The sequence below is a fragment of the Campylobacter sp. CFSAN093259 genome (genome assembly GCF_012889985.1).
GTDB lineage: Bacteria > Campylobacterota > Campylobacteria > Campylobacterales > Campylobacteraceae > Campylobacter_D > Campylobacter_D jejuni.
In genome coordinates, this window is sequence record NZ_CP040617.1 from 1,364,474 (window position 1) to 1,384,380 (window position 19,907).

Sequence of the window (19,907 nt, forward strand, 5' to 3'; positions counted from 1 at the left end):
AAACATTTCTTAAAAATAAAATTTTATTATTATGATAATAAACTATTGACAAATTATTATTGTAGTGATAAAATGCATTCTGCTTAATCTATATTTAACAAAGGAGAATTCATGTCAAACTATCCAAAGGCCATTGGTCCATACTCAGCTTACAGAGAAGTAAATGGACTTTTATTTATATCAGGACAACTTCCTATCAACCCTGCTTCAGGAGAAATAGAAAGCTCTGATATCAAAGAACAAACCAAACAATCTTTAAAAAATATCGGTGCTATCTTAGAAGAAAATGGTATCAGTTATGATAAAGTGATTAAAACCACTTGCTTTTTAGCTGATATTAATGATTTTGTAGCATTCAATGAAATTTATGCTGAATTTTTTAAAGCTCCTTATCCAGCAAGAAGTGCTTTTGCGGTAAAAGATCTACCAAAAAAAGCTAAAGTAGAGATAGAGATCATCGCTCAAAAAGGATAAAACATGCTAGGTATTGTTTTTTCTTTATTTAGTGTTTTTTTGCTTGTTTTTATGCTTTATAAAAAAATCAATGCTCACATGGCATTGCTTTTAAGTGGTTTACTTTTACTTTCCTTAGCTGCTCTTTTTGGACTTTCTCCACATATTGTCGCTAAAGGTTCTTTAAATTTAGGTTTTTTTGATATTTTTCAAGTTTTCAATCAAACCATGTCAAGTACATTAGTAGGGCTTGGACTTACACTTATGACTATAGCAGGTTTTTCTGCTTATATGGATCATGTAGGGGCTTCTTATGCACTTTTTAAAGTTTTTGAAAAACCTTTAAAAGCCGTAAAATCTCCTTATGTTTTACTCATAGTTGCTTATTTTATCGTGCAACTTTTAGTTCTTTTCATCCCTTCTCACGCAGGCTTGGCACTTTTACTTATGGTTACTATGTATCCTATACTTGTACTTCTGGTGTTTCAAAACTTTCTGCCTTAAGTGTGATTGCGATTTGTCAATATATCGATCATGGACCTGGAAGTGGAAATGTGATCATGGCATCAAAAGTAGCTGAAGTTGATCCTGCAATTTATTTTGTTCATTATCAACTCCCTACAACCTTGCCTATCATTATAGCTGTAGGTATTGCGATATATCTTTGCAATAAATTTTTTGACAAAAAAGATAATTTTGCCTTCAATGCACAAGAAATTGAAAAAGAACTAAATGAAAATGAAGGTAAAGAAAAAGAACTTAAAAAGCCTCCTAGAATTTATGCGATTTTACCTATAATTCCTTTGGTTTTAATCCTAGGATTTAGTTCCGTGCTTGATAGCATCTTGGTTTTAATGGGAATAAGTAGTGCCCAAGAAGTTAAAGCAGCTGCTAGCACTGCAATTAAAATGAATGTTCCAGTAAGCAATGGTGATTTCAACTTTTGTGGCTATTATTTTTGAAATGATACGCTATAAAAGCGTTGTAGAAACTCTTAATTCTATTATGATTTTCTTTAAAGGAATGGGACATTTATTTGTTATCACAGTTTCACTCATCGTTTGCGGTCAAGTATTTGCAAGTGGTCTTTTATCTGTAGGTTTTGTAGATACTTTAATAGAATTTTGCAAAAATGCAGGATTTGGAGTTTTGGCTATTATTATCGCCGTTTCAATCTTGCTTGCGGTTTGTGCTTTCTTAATGGGTTCAGGAAATGCGGCATTTTTTAGCTTTGCTCCACTTATCCCAAATATAGCAAAACACTTTGGAGTTGAAACTATCACCATGATAGCACCAATTCAAATCATGACGGGCTTTGGAAGATGTGTTAGTCCTATTGCACCAGCGATCTTAGCTATCTCAGCTATTGCAAAAGTAAGTCCTTTTGCCGTAGTTAAAAGAACAGCTATTCCTATGCTTGTAGCGGCTATTGTAAATGTTATTATGACTTATATTTATCTTTAAAAAGGAGAAAAAATGAACTCAAAAACTAAACTTATTCATTGTGGCAGAGGCGATCAAGGTGCTGAAGTAAGATCAGTCAATCCTACACTTATGCGTGCATCAACCATACTTTTTAAAGATCACGCAACTTGGAAAAATACAGAGAATTAAGAAAAACAGATCGTGTTTTAAGCTATGGAGCTAGAGGAACAACAACCAATTTTGAACTTGAAAAACTTATTTGCACTCTAGAGGGTGGTTATAGAGCACAACTTTTTCCAACAGGACTTGCAGCATTAGCCATGGTACTTTTAAACTATGCAAGCAAAGATGCACATTTTTTAATCACTGATGCAATTTATGGGCCTGTAAGAACGATTTGCGAATTATTTTTAGACAAAATAGGCGTTGAAATTGATTTTTTAAAAGCTGATGCAAGTGATATAGAAGAAAAAATCAAACCTAATACCAAGCTTATCCTATGCGAAAGTCCAGGTTCTATACTTTATGAAATCATAGATTTACCAAAACTTTGCAAAATTGCTCATGCATATAATATCCCTGTAGCTATTGACAATACTTATTCTAGTGGATATTTTCTAAATCCTTTAGAACTTGGAGTAGACATTTCAGTTATCGCCGCTACAAAATATCTTAGTGGACACTCTGATGTAACCATGGGTATAGTAGTAATCAACGAAAAAGAATGGAAAAATTTTGACAAACTTCCAGAAGCTTTAGGCTTTACAACAAGTCCTGATGATGCTTACTTAGTACTTCGTGGTATGAGAACACTAGATGTAAGAATGAAAGCTCATGAAAAAAGTGCTGATGAAATTGTAGAGTTTTTACAAAGCAGAAAAGAAATTAAAACAATTTTCTATCCAAAACTCAAATCCCACCCAAATCATGAAATTTTCATGCGTGATCATAAAGGTGCAAATGGTATGATTACCATAGAATTTGCAGAAGGTTATAACAAAGATGATGCTATTAAATTTGTAGATAAACTAGAATACTTTTCAATTGGTGCTAGCTGGGGTGGATATGAAAGCTTAGCCACCGTAACTACTCCGCCTAGAACTGCAACAGACCTAAGTGCAAGAGGACTATTTGTAAGATTTCATATAGGTCTTGAAGATACTAAAGATTTAATTGCTGATTTAACACAAGCTTTTGATAGTATTAAAAAATAAGGAGATAAGATGACAGGAATTAGCGTATTTGATCATAGATTACTAGCAGACTCATGGAGCACGCAGGAAATGCGTGCTATTTTTTGTGAACAAAACCGCATACAAAAATGGCTCGATGTTGAAGCAGCTTTAGCAAAAGCACAAGCAAAACTTAAAATTATCCCTAAAAAAGCAGCTGATGAGATCGCAAAAAAAGCTCATTATAAATTTATGGATATGGACTTTATCTTTGCTGAATTTAAAAAGACCAAACACCCTTTAGTTCCTACTGTAAGAGGATTAGAAAAAGCTTGCGATAATAATTTAGGCGAATATGTACATTTTAGAGTAACCACTCAAGATATCATCGATACAGGACTGGTTTTACAATTTAAAGAAGCAATGACTCTTGTAAAAAGCGAATTAAAAGCTATCGCAAAAGCCTTAGCGAAACTAGCTAAAACCCATAAAAACACTGCTATGATGGGAAGAACTCTTGCTTTACAAGCTTTACCGATCACCTTTGGGCATAAGGTAGCCATCTGGCTTAGCGAGCTTGATCGTCATTTTGAAAGAATACTTGAACTTGAAAAAAGACTTTATGTAGGCAGCATAGTAGGAGCTGTTGGAACCAAGGCGAGTTTAAGCGATGAATGCAACGAAGTAGAAAAGCTAACTTTAGAGAATTTAGGACTTGAAGTGCCTAATATCTCTTGGCAGAGCACACGTGATCGCTTTATAGAGCTTGGTTTTGTACTAGGCAATATCAATGCAACTTTTAACAAAATCGCTCATCAATTACTCATACTCTCACACAATGAAATCGATGAAGTAGCAGAACCTTTTGGCAAAGGACAAGTAGGATCTAGCACTATGCCACACAAAAGAAATCCTGCAGTAAGCGAAAATGCAGTTACAGTAAGCAATGCCTTTAAGGCAAATTTAGCCATTTTAAGCGATATTGAAAGACACGAGCATGAAAGAGATGGGCAAGTTTGGAAAATGGAATGGAAACTTTTACCTGAAATGTTTTTAATGCTTTCTGTGGTTTTAGCAAATATGAAATTTGCTCTTAGTGACCTAGAAGTTAAAAAAGATAAAATGCTTAAAAATCTTGACACTCTTAAAGGCTTTGTACTGGCAGAACGCGTTATGTTTGCACTAAGCGATCATTACGGCAAACAACACGCTCATGAAATCGTTTATGAAAACGCTATGCTAGGTATCGAACAACAAAAAACTTTCAAAGAAGTATTGCTTGCAGATACAAGAGTATCTCAAGTCTTAAAAGAAAAAGATATCGATGCTTTACTTGATGCAACAAGTTATGTAGGATATGCACCAAAACTTGTAGATGAATTTTTGGCAAAAATCAAAAATAGCGCTATCTTAAAATAGGAAAAATCATGTTCTATAGCGAAATTTTGGCGGATTTTATTTTCAATCTTCAGTATGAAAATATCCCTAATACAGTTGTTCAAAGAGCTAAAGAGCTTATGCTTGATAGCCTTGGAACGGCTATAGCAGCGAGTAAGGAAGAATGCGTTTTAAATGCCTTTAAAGCTTTTGAAAATTTAAGCACAGAAAAAAATACCCCTGTATGGGTACATGATAAAAAATTAGATCCCATTTATGCAGCCATGCTAAATGGCATTGCTTCTCATGCACTTGATTTTGATGATACGCATACAGAAGCTATTTTGCACGCAAGTGCGATTTTAACTCCTCTTTGTTTAAGTTATGGTTTTCATGTTAGCAAAGATGCGAAAAAAATCATCAAAGCTTTTATAATAGGCTGGGAAATTGCAGCTAGAGTAGGCATTGCAAGCAAAGGCACTTTTCATAAGCGTGGTTTTCATACCACTGCTATTGCAGGAATTTTTGGAAGTGTGAGTGCAAGTGCAATCTTGCTGGATCTTAACAAAGAACAAATCATCAATGCTTTAGGACTTGCTGGAAGTTTTGCAAGTGGGATTAATGAGTTCTTATCCAATGGCTCTAATTCAAAAGTCTTACATATAGCAAATGCCATTAAAAATGGAATTTTAATCGCTAACTTTGCTAAAAATAACATGAGTGAACCTCTAAGCATTTTTAAAGGTAGGGATAATATCTTTAAATGTTTTGGTATAGAACAAGAATGCGATAAAACAGAACTTGATAAAGGCTTGGGTGAAATTTAGCAAAGTATGCAAGTTTCTATAAAGCCTTATCCAAGCTGCCATTTTGCTCATGGTCTTATTGATTGTGCCATAGCTTTAAAAAATGATGGCTTAAAAGCAGATGAAATCAAAAGCATTCGTTGTTTTGTAGATGAAGTTCCTATTTCTTTTATTTGCGATCCTTTAGAAGCAAAATACACTCCAAACAGTGCTTATGAGGCCAAATTTTCCATGCCTTTTTTAATGGCTCTAGGATTCTTTGATGGTAAAATCACTCTTGAATCTTATGAAAATTTAAAGCGTGAAGAAGTACTAGAATTTGCTAAAAAAATCAGTTACAAAAAAAGGAAATCTCAAGGCTTTCCAAAATATTTTCCAGGGCATTTAGAAGCCAGTTTGCAAGATGGACGCATAATCCAAAAAGATGTTTTTATCAATAAAGGTAATTTTGATAATCCACTAAGTTTTGAAGAATTAAAAGCTAAATTTTTAGCCAATGCACAAATTTACCTTGATAATACTAAAGCTAACAAAATTCTAGATCAAATCATCAATCTAGAAAATTTAAACCACTTTTCTTTTTAAATATTTATCCTTCTTTTTAAGAAGGATAATTTCATTACACTTTTTTATTATAATATTTATTATTAATTTAGGAATTACAATGACTTTAAACGAGTTAAAAGATGGACAAAAGGCTATTATTGTCAATTTAAACGCTCACAAAGAACTCAAAAATAGACTTTTAAGCTTTGGATTTATTAAAAATAAAAACTTGAAAAAAATTCACTCCTCTTTAAAAAATGCCACCATAATGGTAGAACTTGATACAAGTTGTGTTATCCTAAGATCTGATGAAGCTAAAACCATAGAAGTGAATCTTATATGAAAAAAATCAAAATAGCTCTTGTAGGTCAGCCTAATGTAGGCAAAAGTCTTCTTATTAATGCACTTTGCAAAGCCAATATGAAAGTAGGAAATTTTAGCGGAGTTACTATAGAAAAAGCAAGCGCAAAAACTTTTTATAAAAACTATGAATTTGAAGTCATTGATTTGCCAGGAACTTATTCTTTAGATGGATATAGCGAAGAAGAAAAAATCACACGTCATTTTTTAAATCAAAATGACTATGATGTTATTGTTAATGTTTTAGATGCTACCAATTTAGAACGCAATCTTATCCTTAGTGCAGAACTTTTAAGCCTTAATAAAAAAATGCTTTTAGCTTTAAATATGTGCGATGAAGCCAAAAAAGAAGGTATAGAGCTTGACACTTCTATTTTAAGCCAAGAATTTCAAAGTCAAGTTGTTGAAATTTCAGCAAAAACAAAAGAAAATTTAGAACTTTTGCTGCAAAAAATTATTATTTTATTTGAAAGTAAATTTATTCCAAGATCTCAATTTTACACTCCGCTTTGCGAAAAAAGTCCGGAAAAAGAAGATTTATTATATTTTATTAATGAACTTTCAAAAAAAATTATTACACACAAAAAAGAAGAAAGAAATTTAACCAAAAAAATCGATGCCTTACTTATCCATAAATTCTTTGGCTTACCTATATTTTTATTTTTAATGTGGCTTTTATTTCAACTCACCTTTAGCTTAGGGCAAATTCCTATGGATTATATAGAATCGGGCTTTAATACCTTAGGTGAATTTGTTAAAAACAATATTTCTAATACCTTTATCGCTTCAGCTTTGGCTGATGGGATTATCGCAGGTGTTGGTGCTGTGATACTTTTTTTGCCTAATATAATGATTTTATTTTTAGGCATAGCTCTTTTAGAAACCACAGGCTATATGTCAAGAGTAGCTTTTTTACTTGATGGGATTTTACATAAATTTGGTTTGCATGGTAAAAGTTTTATTCCGCTAATCACTGGTTTTGGTTGTTCGGTACCTGCTTTTATGGCTACACGCACTCTTAAGAACAAAAGAGATAGGCTTTTAACTCTTTTTGTGATCAATTTTATGAGTTGTGGGGCAAGACTTCCTGTATATGTGCTTTTTATCGGTGCTTTTTTTCCAAGTGAAAAAGCAGGAAATTATCTTTTTGGAATTTATATTTTAGGTGCGATTTTAGGACTTTGTGCTGCAAAATTTTTAAGAATGACAGCATTTCGTGGACTTGATGAACCTTTTGTTATGGAAATGCCAAAATATCGTATGCCAAATTGGCATTTAGTTTGGTTTATGGTTTATAATAAAGCCAAAATGTATCTTAAAAAAGCAGGAACTTTCATACTTTTGGCCTCTTTGCTCATATGGTTTGCTAGCAATTTTCCAAAAAGTGAAGAAAATTTAAATGATTTTAATGCTCAAGAAAGAGCTATAGAACAAAGTTATTTAGGACAATTTGGCAAAGGCATAGAACCTATTTTTCAACCCCTTGAGTTAGATTGGAAATTAAGCGTATCTTTAATCAGTGGTTTGGCTGCTAAAGAAGTGATGATCTCAACTATGGGCGTGCTTTATTCACTAGGAAAAGATGTAGATGAAACAAATAATGATTTAAAAGGAATTATCGCTAAAAACATACCTATACCAAGTGCAGTGGCTTTTATTTTATTTGTAATGATTTATAATCCCTGCTTTGCAGCAACTATAGTTTTTTCAAAAGAAAGTGGAAAGCTAAAATATACTCTCTTTCTCTTTCTTTTTACCTGCACAAGTGCTTATATAGTAGCTTTTATAGGGCTTCATATTGCTAAAATTTTATTAAATTAACTTGCTTTTAATGATGAAATTTTAGTGATATTATCCCCAAAAGTTTTTAAAATACTATAAGCAATACCTTCAAAATCAAGCCCACCGCAAAGATAGATCAAAGTCATACGAAAAGATTTACTCACATCAAGCTTTGGTTTTTCAGCGTTCATATTTAACTTAAAATCATAAGGACTTGCATGTTTAAAAGCATAATTTTTTGCCGCAATTAAAAAATCATTCTTATCTTTTAAAAACTCTCCTTTAACTAAAATAAAGCTTATTTCAAGATATTTCCAAAAATCTTTTGAAGGCATAGGATTTTCATCAAAATTTTGCTCTATAAAAGTATAGTTTTTTTCAAAGGATTTTTTATAATTTTCTACAAGCAAAGCACCTAATTTATTTTTAGCTATATTTTGTAAAATAAGTTTTATATTGCTTTCAAATTCAAAATCTATTTGTTCTAAAATTTTAATTTGCTCTTCTAGAAAAAATTCTTGTTTTAACTCTTCATTACAAAGTTTAGCGTAAGAAAAAATATTTGCCATAGGCTTTTCATAATTCCCAAACTCATCCCAAAAATTTTTCTCACTACAGGCTATACAACCATGTCCTGCGGCCACTGGCCAAGAAGTTTTAGCATTGAATTTCACTTTAGGACAGTTATTGTAAGTATAAGGTCCTTTACAACCTATCTTAAATAAACAAGCTCCATTCTTTGCAGCCTCATCGTCAAAATGTTCAGCAAAAATCCCACTTTCAAATTTTGCCTTTCTTTCACACATATCATGCAGGCATTTACCATAAGCCCAAACAGGACGATTTTGCTCATCAAGTTCAGGTAAAACTCCAAATAAAGCAAAAAAACTTAAAGTCGCAATGATATTTATATCACTTGGAGGACAACCTGGGATATTTACTACTTTCTGACTTAAAACTTCACTAATACCACAAGTTTTACTAGGATTTGGATAAGCAGCCTGAATACCACCATAACTTGAACAAGTACCCACTGCAAAGATAGCCTTGGCTTTAGCGGCTAGTTTTTCTAAAATTTCATAGCCACTCTCTCCTTGTGCTCCTATAGTAAGAAAAAAGGTATCAATGGCTGCAACACCACCTTCAACCGCTAAAATAAAATCTTCTTCTAAAACATGCTCTAAAAGCTCTTCAGCTTTAGTGCCATTTGCTGCCATTAAAGTTTCATGATATTCTAAAGAAAAAAAATCAAAAATAAGCTCATCAAAACTTGGCAACTCAGAACGCAACAAACTCTCACTACACCCTGTACATTCACAAAGATGAAGCCATACTAACTTTGTCTTAGGTGCGATTTGAAAAAATCTTTGAGCAAGAGCTGGAATTTCATTGCCTAAAGATAAATGCCTAGCAAGAATTTTTACACTTTCTTCATTAATAACCTTATCCTCTTTTAAAGTAGAATTTTCAAGTTTTTTAATGCGATCTTCAAGTATATTTTTTAATTCTTCATTGCTAAGCTTTGCCATTTTTTATCCTTTTTGATTATCCCAACAAAGAACAGTTTGCCCTTCTTCATTTTTTTCAACATCACCCATACCCATGATGTTATATCCTGCATCGACATAATGTATTTCACCTGTAACACCATTTGCCAAATCGCTAAGTAAATACATAGCCGAATTTCCTACATCTTCTATACTAACATTGCGTTTTAAAGGAGAATTGATTTCATTGTATTTTAAAATCATTCTAAAATCCCCTATTCCACTTGCTGCCAAAGTTTTAATAGGACCTGCTGAAATAGCATTAACACGGATTCCTTTTACCCCTAAATCTCTTGCCAAATAACGCACAGAACTTTCAAGTGCAGCTTTTGCTACACCCATAACATTATAATGAGGCACATATTTAACCCCTCCAAGATAACTTAAAGTCAAAATCGAACCCTTATCTTTTAAAATAGGTAAAACTGCACGCGTTAAAGAAAGTAAAGAATACACAGAAGTTTGCATAGCTATATCAAAAGCTTCTTTTGAAGTTTCTAAAAAAGAATTTTCTAAAGCTTCTTTTGGAGCAAAAGCAACCGCATGCACTACAAAATCAATCTCGCCTAAATCTTTTTTGATTTTTTCAGCGATAGAATCTAAATGCTCGTTATTATTTACATCAAGCTCATAAACAAAATTAGAATTAAACTCTTGTGCTATAGGTTCTACGCGTTTTTTTAAAGCATCATTTAAAAAAGTAAAAGCAAGCTCGGCTCCTTGATCAAAACATGCTTTTGCTATGCCATAAGCAATAGATTTATTATTTGCAACCCCTACAATAAGGCCTTTTTTACCCTTCATAATCATCTTTTATCCTTTGATTAATTTTATAAAATTTTCTACTTTTAAAGCTGCAGAGCCTATCAAAACTCCACCACAATGATTTACACTTAAAATTTCTTTGATATTATTTTCATTCACACTTCCACCATAAAGCAAAGGTACTTTGGTTAAACTCGCTAAAAATTCAAGCACTTTAGCGATATCTGTACTTTGTGCGCTCACTCCCGTTCCTATAGAATAAATAGGCTCATAAGCGATGATGAGTTTTTCATAATTTAAATCAATAATTTCAAGTTGTTTTTTTAAAAACTCTAAAGTCTTGCCTGAATTTTTTGTATCTAAATTTTCACCTATACAAAAAACAATTTTATAACCATGCTCTTTAGCAAAATCAAATTTAGCCTTAATAAATTCTTCATCTCCTAAAGCTCTTCTTTCAGAATGCCCGATTAAGACACATTTAATCCCAAATTCGTCCAAATGTTCTTTTCCAAGCTCGCCTGTAAAAGCACCATTAACACAAGGATAAAAATTTTGCGCTCCTTGTATGAAGTTATTTTCATTTTCTAAAAATGCTATACTAGGTGGAAAAACGATAATATCATCGCATTTTACCCCCATAGTTTTATTTAAAATTTTAGCATAAATTTTAAAGCTTGCTCTTGTGTGATTGCATTTTAAATTTGCAGCAAAGATCATTCATTTTCCTTAGATCTTAAAGCTTTTACACCTGGAAGTTCTTTGCCTTCTATAAGTTCAAGAGAAGCACCACCTCCAGTAGAAATAAAAGTCATTTCATCTGCATCACCTGCACGCGCAACCACATCAGCCGTATCACCGCCTCCAACAACAGAAGTTGCATGTCCTTCGCTGATATAATGACTCATTTTAATGCTACCTTTTGAAAATTTATCAATTTCAAAAACACCCATAGGTCCATTCCACCAAATCGTTTGCGCATCAGAAATCACCTCCTTAAAAAGTCTCACACTCGCAGGTCCTATATCTAAACCCATCCAACCATTTGGAATTTCTTGCGCTGGAACAAATTTCATCGGCGCATCTTGTGAGCACGCAGGAGCGGCTACAACATCTACTGGAAGATAAATTTTCACTCCTAAATTTTTACCCTTGGTAAGAATTTTATTAGCTTCTTCTAAAAGTTCTTCTTCTAAAAGTGAATTTCCTATATCATAACCTAAAGCTTTTAAAAAAGTAAATGCCATACCTCCGCCTATGATTAATTTATCTACCTTTGGTAATAAATTTGTCAATGCTTGAAGTTTTCCACTTACCTTTGAACCTCCAACAACAGCGACAAAAGGACGTGCTGGATGTTTGATAAGATTGCTTGCAAAATCAATTTCTTTTTGGAGTAAAAATCCTGCGCCTTTGTGTTTTTCATCAAAAAATTTAGTAATCGCCTCTACACTAGAATGTGCTCTATGGCATACTCCAAAAGCATCATTGATATAAACTTGAACCATAGAAGCAAGTTCTTTGGCTAAATTTTCATCATTTTTAGTTTCGCCTTTTTCAAAACGCAAATTTTCAAGAAGTAAAATTTCACCCGCTTTTAAATTCATAGCTTTGGTTTTTGCATCTTCGCCGATAACATCTTTTGCCATAACAATTTCTTTATCTAAAAGTCTAGCAAGACGCTTAGCCACAGGTTCTAAAGAATATTTAGAGCTAATTTCTTTTGGACGCCCTAAATGAGAGGCTAAAATCACACTACAACCATTATCCAAACAATATCTTATCGTAGGAATAGCTGATCTTATGCGTCTATCATCAGTGATATTTAAAAAATCATCTTGAGGAACATTAAAATCACATCTTATAAAAACTTTTTTCTTAGCTAAATCAATGTCTTTTATAGAAATAATATCACTCATGATTAAGCCTTATTTGCAATATATACTGCCATATCTACTAGACGACTTGAATAGCCCCATTCATTATCATACCAAGCAATTACCTTGATAAAATCATCCGCAATCACTTGAGTTAAATCACTTGCTACAATAGCTCCATAAGAACAAGTGATAAAATCGCTTGAAACTCTTTCATCATCATCTACCATTAAAATGCCTTTTAAATTTGTAGCTGCAGCTTTTCTGAAAGCTTCATTGATTTCATCTTTGCTAACTTTACGGCTTAGTTGTGCAGTTAAATCCACGCTTGATACATCAATCACTGGCACACGCATACTTTGTCCATGAAGCTTGCCATTAAGTTCAGGCATAACAAGTTTCATAGCTTTTGCTGCGCCTGTAGAAGTTGGAATGATATTTTGCGCTGCAGCACGAGAACGGCGTTTATCTTTAGCTTTAGCATCAATAATACTTTGTCCATTTGTATAAGCATGTATTGTTGTCATAAGTCCTTTTTCTATGCCAAAATTATCTTGTAAAACACGACAAACAGGACCTAAACAATTTGTTGTACAACTTGCATTAGAAATAATGCTTTCACCCTTGTAAAGTTCTGAATTTACTCCTAAAACATAAGTAGGAGTATCATCTTTTGCAGGAGCACTCATGATCACTTTTTGTACTCCCATATCTATAAATTCTTGACATTTTGCCATAGTTAAATGCGCTCCTGTGCACTCTAAAACAATTTGTGCGCCGTGTTTTGCAAAGTCAAGATCTTTTACATTGCGACTTTTAAATACTTTGATTTTTTTACCATTTACCACTAAATCATCGCCTTCACTATCAACACTGCCTTTAAATTCACCATGTACTGTATCGTATTTAAAAAGGTATTTTGTAAGTTCAATATCCGTAGTATCATTTATCGCCACAAGCTCAATATCATTTCTTTCTAAGATGATTCTTGCAACACATCTGCCTATGCGTCCAAAACCATTTATAGCAACTTTTACAGCCATTTAATTTCCTTTTGCAAAATATAATGCTAATATTCTACAAAAAAAAGGTTAAAATTTTAATGAAGATAGCACTTTTTGGTGGCAGTTTTGATCCACCACATAATGGACACAATAGCGTTATTTTAGAGGCTTTGGAAAAATTAGATATTGATAAGCTTATTATTATGCCTACTTATATCAACCCTTTTAAACAAAACTTTAGTGCTGATGAAAAGCAAAGATTCTTATGGGTTAAAAAACTTTGGGGACATTTTCCAAAAGTTGAAATTTGTGATTTTGAAACCAAGCAAAAACGCCCTGTTCCTAGCATAGAAAGTGTTAAGTATCTTTATAAGCTTTATAATCCTAGTAAATTTTATCTTTTAATCGGCGCAGATCATTTAGAAAAACTTCATCTTTGGCATGATTTTGAAAAACTTAATTCTTTAGTAGAATTTGTTATTGCTAATCGCAATGATATAGAAATTCCTAAGAATTTTAAAGATTTAAAAACCGATAAAAAAATCGCTTCTTCTTTCATACGCAACACTTTAAATACAAATGAAGTTTGCGAAGAAATTAAAGATGAAGTAAAAAAATATTATGAAAAATTACAAAAAAATTGATACAATTTCAAAAATTAAAGGACAATAATGCAAGAAAGAATAGATTTAATCGTTAAAATTTTAGATGAAAAAAAAGCTGAAGATATCAAAACCATTGACATGAGCGAGCAAGAATACTTTGTAAAATATGTCATTATCGCAGCTACTTTAGGAGAAAGACACGCTCTATCCTTGATCGATGAGCTTAAAACACAACTTAAAGCCAAAGGTGAGGAATTTTTAAACATAGATAGTAGCGAAGAATGGAGTGTGATTGATCTTGGTGATATTTTAATCCATCTTTTAACACCAGAACACAGAGGAATTTATAATATAGAAGAATTACTAGAAAATCTTAAAAAAGGTAGGGTTTAAAAAGGCTAAATTTAATTAGCCTTTTAATTTTTAGAGATTATCAATATATTCTTTAATTTCTTTTTTGATTTTCTCTTTTTGTTCTTTTAAAGCTTCTTTTTTAGCTTTATACTCAGCCTTACTCATATAATCTTTTTGTTCTTTTAAAGCATCAAGTTCTTTTTCGATTTTTTCTACTTCTTGTTCTTTAAGTTTTTTAGCTTCTAACTTTTTATCATAAAACATAGGATCTTTAGCACAATCATTTTGTACTTGTTTTAAAGCAAGCTCTAAGCTTAAAGTTCTAGCTGTATCATTATGCGCTTTAGAAAAACTGATTTCTTTATTGATACGATCAATTTTTCTATCACATTCACTTGCGCCAAAAGCAAACGCACATAACAAAAGTAGAACAAGTATTTTTTTCATTTTTAATTCCTTTTTAAAATAAATTTAAATCGCGAAATATTATCTCATCAATTCTTAAGCCTAGCTTTTATCTCATTAAACAAACTAAATACCGTACTTTCAAGCTCTTTTGCTCTTTCTAAAGAAGTTGCTTCAAAGCGTGTGATAAGATAAGGGCTGGTGTTAGATGCACGAAGCAAAGCCCATCCATCGCCAAAATCTATCCTAGCTCCATCAATTTCACAAAGACTTTTAACACCTTTTAAAGCTCCTTTTTCAATCTCTTTTTGAAATTCTTCCACAAGTTTAAATTTTTCTTCTTCATTTACAGGAATTTTAATTTCAGGTGTAGTATAAAGTTTTGGTAAAGCTTTAATCATACTTTCTAAATCAAAACCTTTATAAACAAGTTCTAAGGCTCTTAAAAATGCGTAAATTCCATCATCATAACCAAAATATCTATGTTTAAAGAAAATATGTCCACTCACTTCAGCAGCTAAATCAATATCTTTTTCTTTCATCATTTTTTTGATATTAGAATGTCCTGTTTTTCCCATAAAAATAGTTCCAAATTTAGCCACTTCATCAAAAAGATTTTTAGAACATTTTACCTCACCTAAAATGCGTGGATTAGGAATATTTTTAGCAAACAAATAACAAAGCTCATCTCCACAAAATACATAAGTTTTACTCAAAGCAACCATTCTATCAGCATCCCCATCAAAAGCAAAAGCTAAAGAATAATCTTGATTTTGATTTAAAAACTCTCTAATCGCACTTAAGTTTTCTTCTTCTGTAGGATCTGGAGCATGGTTTGGAAACTGTCCATCAGGCTTTGCAAACATTACATGAGCTTTTAAATTTAAAGCCTTGATTAAAGGCTTTATCACCACTCCAGCCGCACCATTTGTGCAATCAACACCAAATTTATAATTAAAATCCTTTAAAAAACTAAATTGCTCGCACATAAATTTCACATAAAGGCTTAAAATATCGTATTTTTCTACTTCTAAATTTTCTTCAATATCATCATCTAAATGCTTATAAACTTCTTTTGAAAACTCTTTTAATTCCACGCCAAAAAAACTTTCTTTATTGATAGTGATTTTAAAACCATTATAATCTTTTGGGTTATGAGAGCCTGTTATCATAACATTTGCATCAAATTTCAAGCCCTCATAAAGACTAAAATATCCCAATGGAGTTGGTACAAGCCCTATATCATAGATTTTTATTCCCGCTTTGTTAAGTCCACTCACTAGATAATTAAAAAGTTCATTTGCACTATATCTTGCATCATAGCCCACACTTACATTTTTACAGCCTTTATTTAGCATGGTTTGTCCCAAGCAAAAACCTATAGCCTTAACACTTTTTTCATTTAATTCTTTGCCATAAAGCCCTCTTATATCATATTCTCTAAAAATCACATCTAACATTTTTTTCCTTCAAATTCATCTCTTCTTTGACCTAAATTTATCGTTTTTCTAAAGCAAATTTGGATAGAAAAGAAATTTTTGCTACAATTTTACATTAATTTCACTAAATGAAGGAAAATTTATGGATGAAGAATTAGAAAACGAAGAAACGAAAAAGAAAAAAGGTGGTTCACTTGTAATTATTATTGTTATTTTACTTTTTGTTTTACTTCTTAGTATTATGGGAGTGATTGCTTGGCTTATTTCAAGCAGTTCAAGTGATGAAAGCGAAGTCAAAGAAGCTCCAAAAGAAGAAGCAAAAGCCGATAAACCTAAAGTTTCAGCTCCTACTCAACGAGGTAGTGATTTTGCTAATATAGGTCCTATGTATCCACTTGATCCTTTTACCCTAAATCTACTTAGCGATAGTGGCTCAAGATATGTAAAATGCACTATAGAACTAGAACAAAATAGCGAACTTTTAAAACCTGAACTTGATAAAAAAGTCCCGGTGATTCGTGATATTATTATTCGTACATTAACAGCTAAAACTTTTGAAGAAGTAAGTACACAAAAAGGCAAAGAACGTTTAAAAGATGAGCTAGTTGGAAAAATCAATGAAATTTTAACCGATGGCTTTATTAAAAATGTTTATTTTACGGATTTTGTAGTTTCTTAATGCGTGTAGGCTGTGATATCATCGCCATTTCTAGGATAGAAAAAATTCATTCTAGACATGGCAAAAATTTTTTGGATAAATTTCTAAGCCCAAAAGAACAAATACTCATTAAAAATCCAGCAACTCTAGCAGGTCTTTGGGCTGCTAAAGAAGCCGCTAGCAAGGCTTTAGGTGTTGGAATTTGTGAATTATGCAGTTTTTTTGATATTGAAATATCAAAAGATGAAAAAAACGCACCTAAATTAAAATATTCTCAAAAAATTACAAAAGATTTTAATATCACTCAAACTTCCCTAAGCATTTCTCATGATAATGGTTTTGCTATAGCCATAGTGGCTATAGTTTGATTATTTTCCTATAGTTTGCTTGTCTAAATTTCTTGAAATTATGAAATCTACCACAGGTTGTTCTCTTTTATTTGCTCTTTTACAATGATCTTTTTGAAAAAAATCTGTGATTTTTATAACAATCCTTGCCCATTTTTTACGATTTCTTTCACGCCACGCATGAGAAGAAACGCTCTCCCAAGCATAGCCATTAAACAAGCTTGCATTTACAAAATGATCTAAGGCTCTAACACCCTGTCTTGCTCGTGCGGTATTAAAAAAAGTTCCTATAATCACGATAAAAAGATATCCTAAAACTGCTAAAGGTACTATTGCACAAAGCAAAATAGTACCTGCTAATTTTTCTTTTAAGCTTCCTTTTAAGGTGCGTTTTACACGACGACGAAAATTGGCGCGAATTTTAGTTCTAACTCTTTTCATAGCTTTCTTTTGCTAAATTTTATCCTCATACCATTAGCCGAACGCACTGTTAAACGCCCTACTACATCAGGTACAAAACCTTCTTCAAGTTCTAGTTTGTAAGTTTTTAAAATATTAGCCAAAATCAAAATCGCTTCTTGCATAGCAAAACCTTGTCCTATACAAATTCTTTCCCCTACCCCAAAAGGCAAATAAGCATCTTTTTTGTACTCTCCTTCAAAACGAGAAGGATTAAATCCATGCGGATTTGTCCAAAATTCTTCATGTCTGTGTATCAGCCAAGGAGCAATCACCACCCCAGAACCTTTTTTAATAAGCTTATCTCTAACTTGGGTATCTTTTTTTGCCTCTCTTGCAAAAAAACCAACAGGAGGATAAAGTCTTAAAGATTCTTTAAAAATATTTGTTAAGTATTTAAACTGTCTTAGATGCGAAATTTCAATGGCTCCACCCTGTAAAACCTGAGTAATCTCCTCGTAAGCTTTTTCTTGCTCCTTAGGATAAAGACTGAGCAAATAAAGCGTCCATGTCAAAGAACTTGCTGTGGTTTCATGTCCTGCTAAAAAAAGCATAGCCACTTGATCTAAAATTTCCTCAAAAGAAAAACGCTTATTTGTATCAGCATCCACTACTAAAAGCAAAGATCCTAAAATATCTTCAAATTCTGCATTATCTGCCATATCATATCTTGGTTTTATGATATCACTTAAAACCTGTCTGATCACATCTCCGGCTTTAGCACGCTTACGATCTCCTAACACATAAGAAAGCCATTTTGGAAAACGAAACATACGACGCATGGCTGTATGCACGCTTTGCTCTTGAAAAGTCACAAATGCGTTTAAGATTTTTTTACCTTTTTCCTCATCGAGTTTTGAAGACATAATGGTGCGAAAAATCACATCAGCGGTAATAAAAGTCATAGCTTCATCTACTTCGATAACAGCATGATTTGGATACTTGCTAAAACGATCCATCATATCTGCCACAGCTTCACTCATAAGATTAAACACTTTATTGATACGAGTCATTTCAAAACTTGGACGCAAAAGCTCTCTTTGTTTTTTCCAAACTTCACCATTTGTAGTAAAAATACTCTCCCCTAAAAGCGGACTTAAAAGCTCATGTAAAAATGCACTTTTAGGAAATTCTCTAACCTCATCAACCATCATTCTTTTAACTTCTTTAGTGTCATTTATGACATAAAGATCAAAATTTGGCATCTTCACATAGCCTGTTTGCATTTTATAACTACGCTCATAAAGCCCGTCAAGCCAAGATCTACGCTTTAACAAAAAAGTTAAAAGCGTAGAAGCTTTATTTTTATAAGGTTTTGGAAAAAAGGGGCATTCACTCATATTTTTACCTTTTCTTCTAAAAATTTAGGCATTATGATGAAAGAAAAAAAATCATAATCACCTTTAACACTAATACTATAAAGATATAAAAAGTGCGCTTTGTTTTTATCTCTTTTTATTTTTTTATACTCATGTTTTTCATATAAAGTGTGAAATTTAGCACTTAAAAATGGGGGTGTAAATTTAGCATTTACGCCACTCGTGCGGAAAAAATCCACTTGAGGAAAACATGCTCCATCAATAATCGATGTATAATCATACCATTTTAAATCAAACCTTGAAACAAATTCAAGCTTCTTTCTAAATTCATCCGCTTTTTTTTGATAACTCACTAAAGGAATGCATTCTCCTAGAGTAAGAATTTTTAACTTATGAAGTAAAGATAAATCTAAATTTTGTCTTAAAATACACTCCAAAACTTCTATACAAACTATAGTTCCAACACTATGTGCTACTAAAACAAGTTCATAATCTTGTTTATTTTCATTTTGTTTTAACTTATCTACTATGGTATTCGCAAAAAGCTTGATTCTTTCTTGCATAGTGCCTGTTTTTTTATCTTGCCAAGTAGCACAAAAAGCACAAATTCTTGCTATCCAAAATACAGCTAATTTCTTACCTAATTTAAATAAAAAATGATTTAGTAAAAATCCTAAAAAACATCCTATGATGATAGCTAAAGAAAAATGCATATAATTTTGCAAAAAAGCAAAACTTCCAAAAGCCACAACCAAAGAAAATAGTAAAGAAAATAACACATAAAAAAAAGGATAATAACCTGTGATAAGTTGATAAATCGACTCTTTGCCAAATTTGATAAAAAGCCCTGTGATAGTATAAATTCTAAAAAAACTATAACAATCTGCCAAAGCATCTTTATAATTTTCTGACCAATTTTTCTTAACAATATCATTCCATGTTAAAAAATGATATGTAGTTTGTACTCCTTCGCAAGAAATTTGAAAAAAAGGAAATTGCTCATTTTTTTCAATTTTACTTAAATCAACTTTAATGTTAAAAGCATGAGAATAATCTTTTAGGTTTTTTTTAAATAAATCATAATAAAATCTATAACTTTTAGGATCATATCCTGCTATATAAAATACTTCCCTATCCATACAATAATTTCTTTTTGCTTTTAATTATAACAACTTTGCTTTAAAAGCTCTCTTAATCAAAGCTTTTT

Annotated in this window: 17 protein-coding genes and 4 pseudogenes; 11 read left to right on the forward strand and 10 right to left on the reverse strand. The window is 32.1% G+C overall.

The window, feature by feature from the left end; all coding sequences use genetic code 11:
* The first annotated feature begins 111 nt into the window (after positions 1–111).
* The 7 genes and pseudogenes from FBF20_RS07080 to feoB all read left to right on the forward strand — a co-directional run bounded on the left by FBF20_RS07080 (position 112) and on the right by feoB (position 7,960).
* Complete coding sequence (locus FBF20_RS07080; protein WP_002852401.1) at positions 112–474, forward strand: RidA family protein; 363 nt, start codon at positions 112–114, stop codon at positions 472–474.
* Positions 475–477: 3 nt separating this feature from the next.
* Positions 478–1,917, forward strand: a pseudogene (dcuC, locus tag FBF20_RS07085) (C4-dicarboxylate transporter DcuC).
* A gap of 12 nt (positions 1,918–1,929) precedes the next feature.
* Positions 1,930–3,092, forward strand: a pseudogene (locus tag FBF20_RS07090) (PLP-dependent aspartate aminotransferase family protein).
* A 9-nt stretch (positions 3,093–3,101) separates the two neighbouring features.
* Complete coding sequence (purB, locus tag FBF20_RS07095) at positions 3,102–4,469, forward strand: adenylosuccinate lyase (protein ID WP_002857989.1); 1,368 nt, start codon at positions 3,102–3,104, stop codon at positions 4,467–4,469.
* Positions 4,470–4,477: 8 nt separating this feature from the next.
* Positions 4,478–5,818 (forward strand): annotated as a pseudogene (locus FBF20_RS07100) (MmgE/PrpD family protein).
* Between the two features lie 79 nt (positions 5,819–5,897).
* Entirely contained in the window at positions 5,898–6,122 is a 225-nt protein-coding gene (locus FBF20_RS07105) for a ferrous iron transport protein A (RefSeq protein ID WP_002779147.1), read from the forward strand.
* A complete protein-coding gene (gene feoB, locus FBF20_RS07110; protein WP_002865443.1) occupies positions 6,119–7,960 on the forward strand; it encodes a ferrous iron transport protein B in 1,842 nt (613 codons plus the stop codon). The genes FBF20_RS07105 and feoB overlap by 4 nt, the downstream gene beginning before the upstream one ends.
* Here the strand turns inward: feoB and FBF20_RS07115 are convergent.
* The 5 genes from FBF20_RS07115 to gap are packed head-to-tail and all read right to left on the reverse strand — an operon-like array spanning position 7,957 to position 13,153.
* Positions 7,957–9,450: a hydrogenase small subunit gene (locus FBF20_RS07115; protein ID WP_002903876.1), complete on the reverse strand. Its 1,494-nt coding sequence runs from the start codon at positions 9,448–9,450 to the stop codon at positions 7,957–7,959. The genes feoB and FBF20_RS07115 overlap by 4 nt on opposite strands.
* A gap of 3 nt (positions 9,451–9,453) precedes the next feature.
* Positions 9,454–10,278 (reverse strand): enoyl-ACP reductase FabI, encoded by an 825-nt coding sequence (gene fabI, locus FBF20_RS07120; protein WP_002780456.1) that lies wholly within the window; start codon positions 10,276–10,278, stop codon positions 9,454–9,456.
* 3 nt (positions 10,279–10,281) lie between these two features.
* Entirely contained in the window at positions 10,282–10,953 is a 672-nt protein-coding gene (locus FBF20_RS07125; RefSeq protein ID WP_002855528.1) for a triose-phosphate isomerase, read from the reverse strand.
* Positions 10,950–12,152, reverse strand: a complete 1,203-nt coding sequence (locus tag FBF20_RS07130; protein WP_002855324.1) for a phosphoglycerate kinase — start codon at positions 12,150–12,152, stop codon at positions 10,950–10,952. The genes FBF20_RS07125 and FBF20_RS07130 overlap by 4 nt, the downstream gene beginning before the upstream one ends.
* A gap of 2 nt (positions 12,153–12,154) precedes the next feature.
* Complete coding sequence (gap, locus tag FBF20_RS07135) at positions 12,155–13,153, reverse strand: type I glyceraldehyde-3-phosphate dehydrogenase (RefSeq protein ID WP_002780453.1); 999 nt, start codon at positions 13,151–13,153, stop codon at positions 12,155–12,157.
* Between the two features lie 59 nt (positions 13,154–13,212).
* Between gap and nadD the strand changes: the two genes are divergently transcribed.
* Positions 13,213–13,758, forward strand: coding sequence for a nicotinate (nicotinamide) nucleotide adenylyltransferase (gene nadD / locus FBF20_RS07140; RefSeq protein WP_002855470.1), 546 nt, complete (start codon positions 13,213–13,215; stop codon positions 13,756–13,758).
* A gap of 27 nt (positions 13,759–13,785) precedes the next feature.
* On the forward strand, positions 13,786–14,112 hold the full coding sequence (gene rsfS / locus FBF20_RS07145) for a ribosome silencing factor (protein WP_002855339.1): 327 nt from the start codon (positions 13,786–13,788) through the stop codon (positions 14,110–14,112).
* A 30-nt stretch (positions 14,113–14,142) separates the two neighbouring features.
* Here rsfS and FBF20_RS07150 read toward each other — a convergent pair whose 3' ends face one another.
* Positions 14,143–14,520, reverse strand: coding sequence for a DUF1090 family protein (locus tag FBF20_RS07150; protein WP_002855539.1), 378 nt, complete (start codon positions 14,518–14,520; stop codon positions 14,143–14,145).
* A 47-nt stretch (positions 14,521–14,567) separates the two neighbouring features.
* Positions 14,568–15,957: pseudogene (gene pgmL / locus FBF20_RS07155) on the reverse strand (phosphoglucosamine mutase PgmL).
* Positions 15,958–16,059: 102 nt separating this feature from the next.
* Here pgmL and fliL point away from each other — a divergent pair.
* Positions 16,060–16,596, forward strand: coding sequence for a flagellar basal body-associated protein FliL (gene fliL / locus FBF20_RS07160; protein WP_002855429.1), 537 nt, complete (start codon positions 16,060–16,062; stop codon positions 16,594–16,596).
* On the forward strand, positions 16,596–16,943 hold the full coding sequence (acpS, locus tag FBF20_RS07165) for a holo-ACP synthase (RefSeq protein ID WP_002825806.1): 348 nt from the start codon (positions 16,596–16,598) through the stop codon (positions 16,941–16,943). Before fliL ends, acpS begins: the two co-directional genes overlap by 1 nt.
* On the opposite strand, the gene FBF20_RS07170 is transcribed toward acpS, so the two are convergent.
* From FBF20_RS07170 to FBF20_RS07180, 3 genes are read right to left on the reverse strand one after another with little or no spacing between them, the layout of a single operon-like run.
* Positions 16,944–17,363 carry a hypothetical protein gene (locus FBF20_RS07170; RefSeq protein WP_002855518.1) on the reverse strand — a complete coding sequence of 140 codons (420 nt, stop codon included), beginning with the start codon at positions 17,361–17,363 and terminating at the stop codon, positions 16,944–16,946.
* Positions 17,360–18,721, reverse strand: coding sequence for a cytochrome P450 (locus tag FBF20_RS07175; RefSeq protein WP_002890764.1), 1,362 nt, complete (start codon positions 18,719–18,721; stop codon positions 17,360–17,362). Before FBF20_RS07175 ends, FBF20_RS07170 begins: the two co-directional genes overlap by 4 nt.
* The gene (locus FBF20_RS07180; RefSeq protein ID WP_002890766.1) at positions 18,718–19,839 is read right to left on the reverse strand and encodes a hypothetical protein; all 1,122 of its coding nucleotides are present in this window, start codon (positions 19,837–19,839) and stop codon (positions 18,718–18,720) included. Before FBF20_RS07180 ends, FBF20_RS07175 begins: the two co-directional genes overlap by 4 nt.
* Positions 19,840–19,907 lie beyond the last annotated feature (68 nt).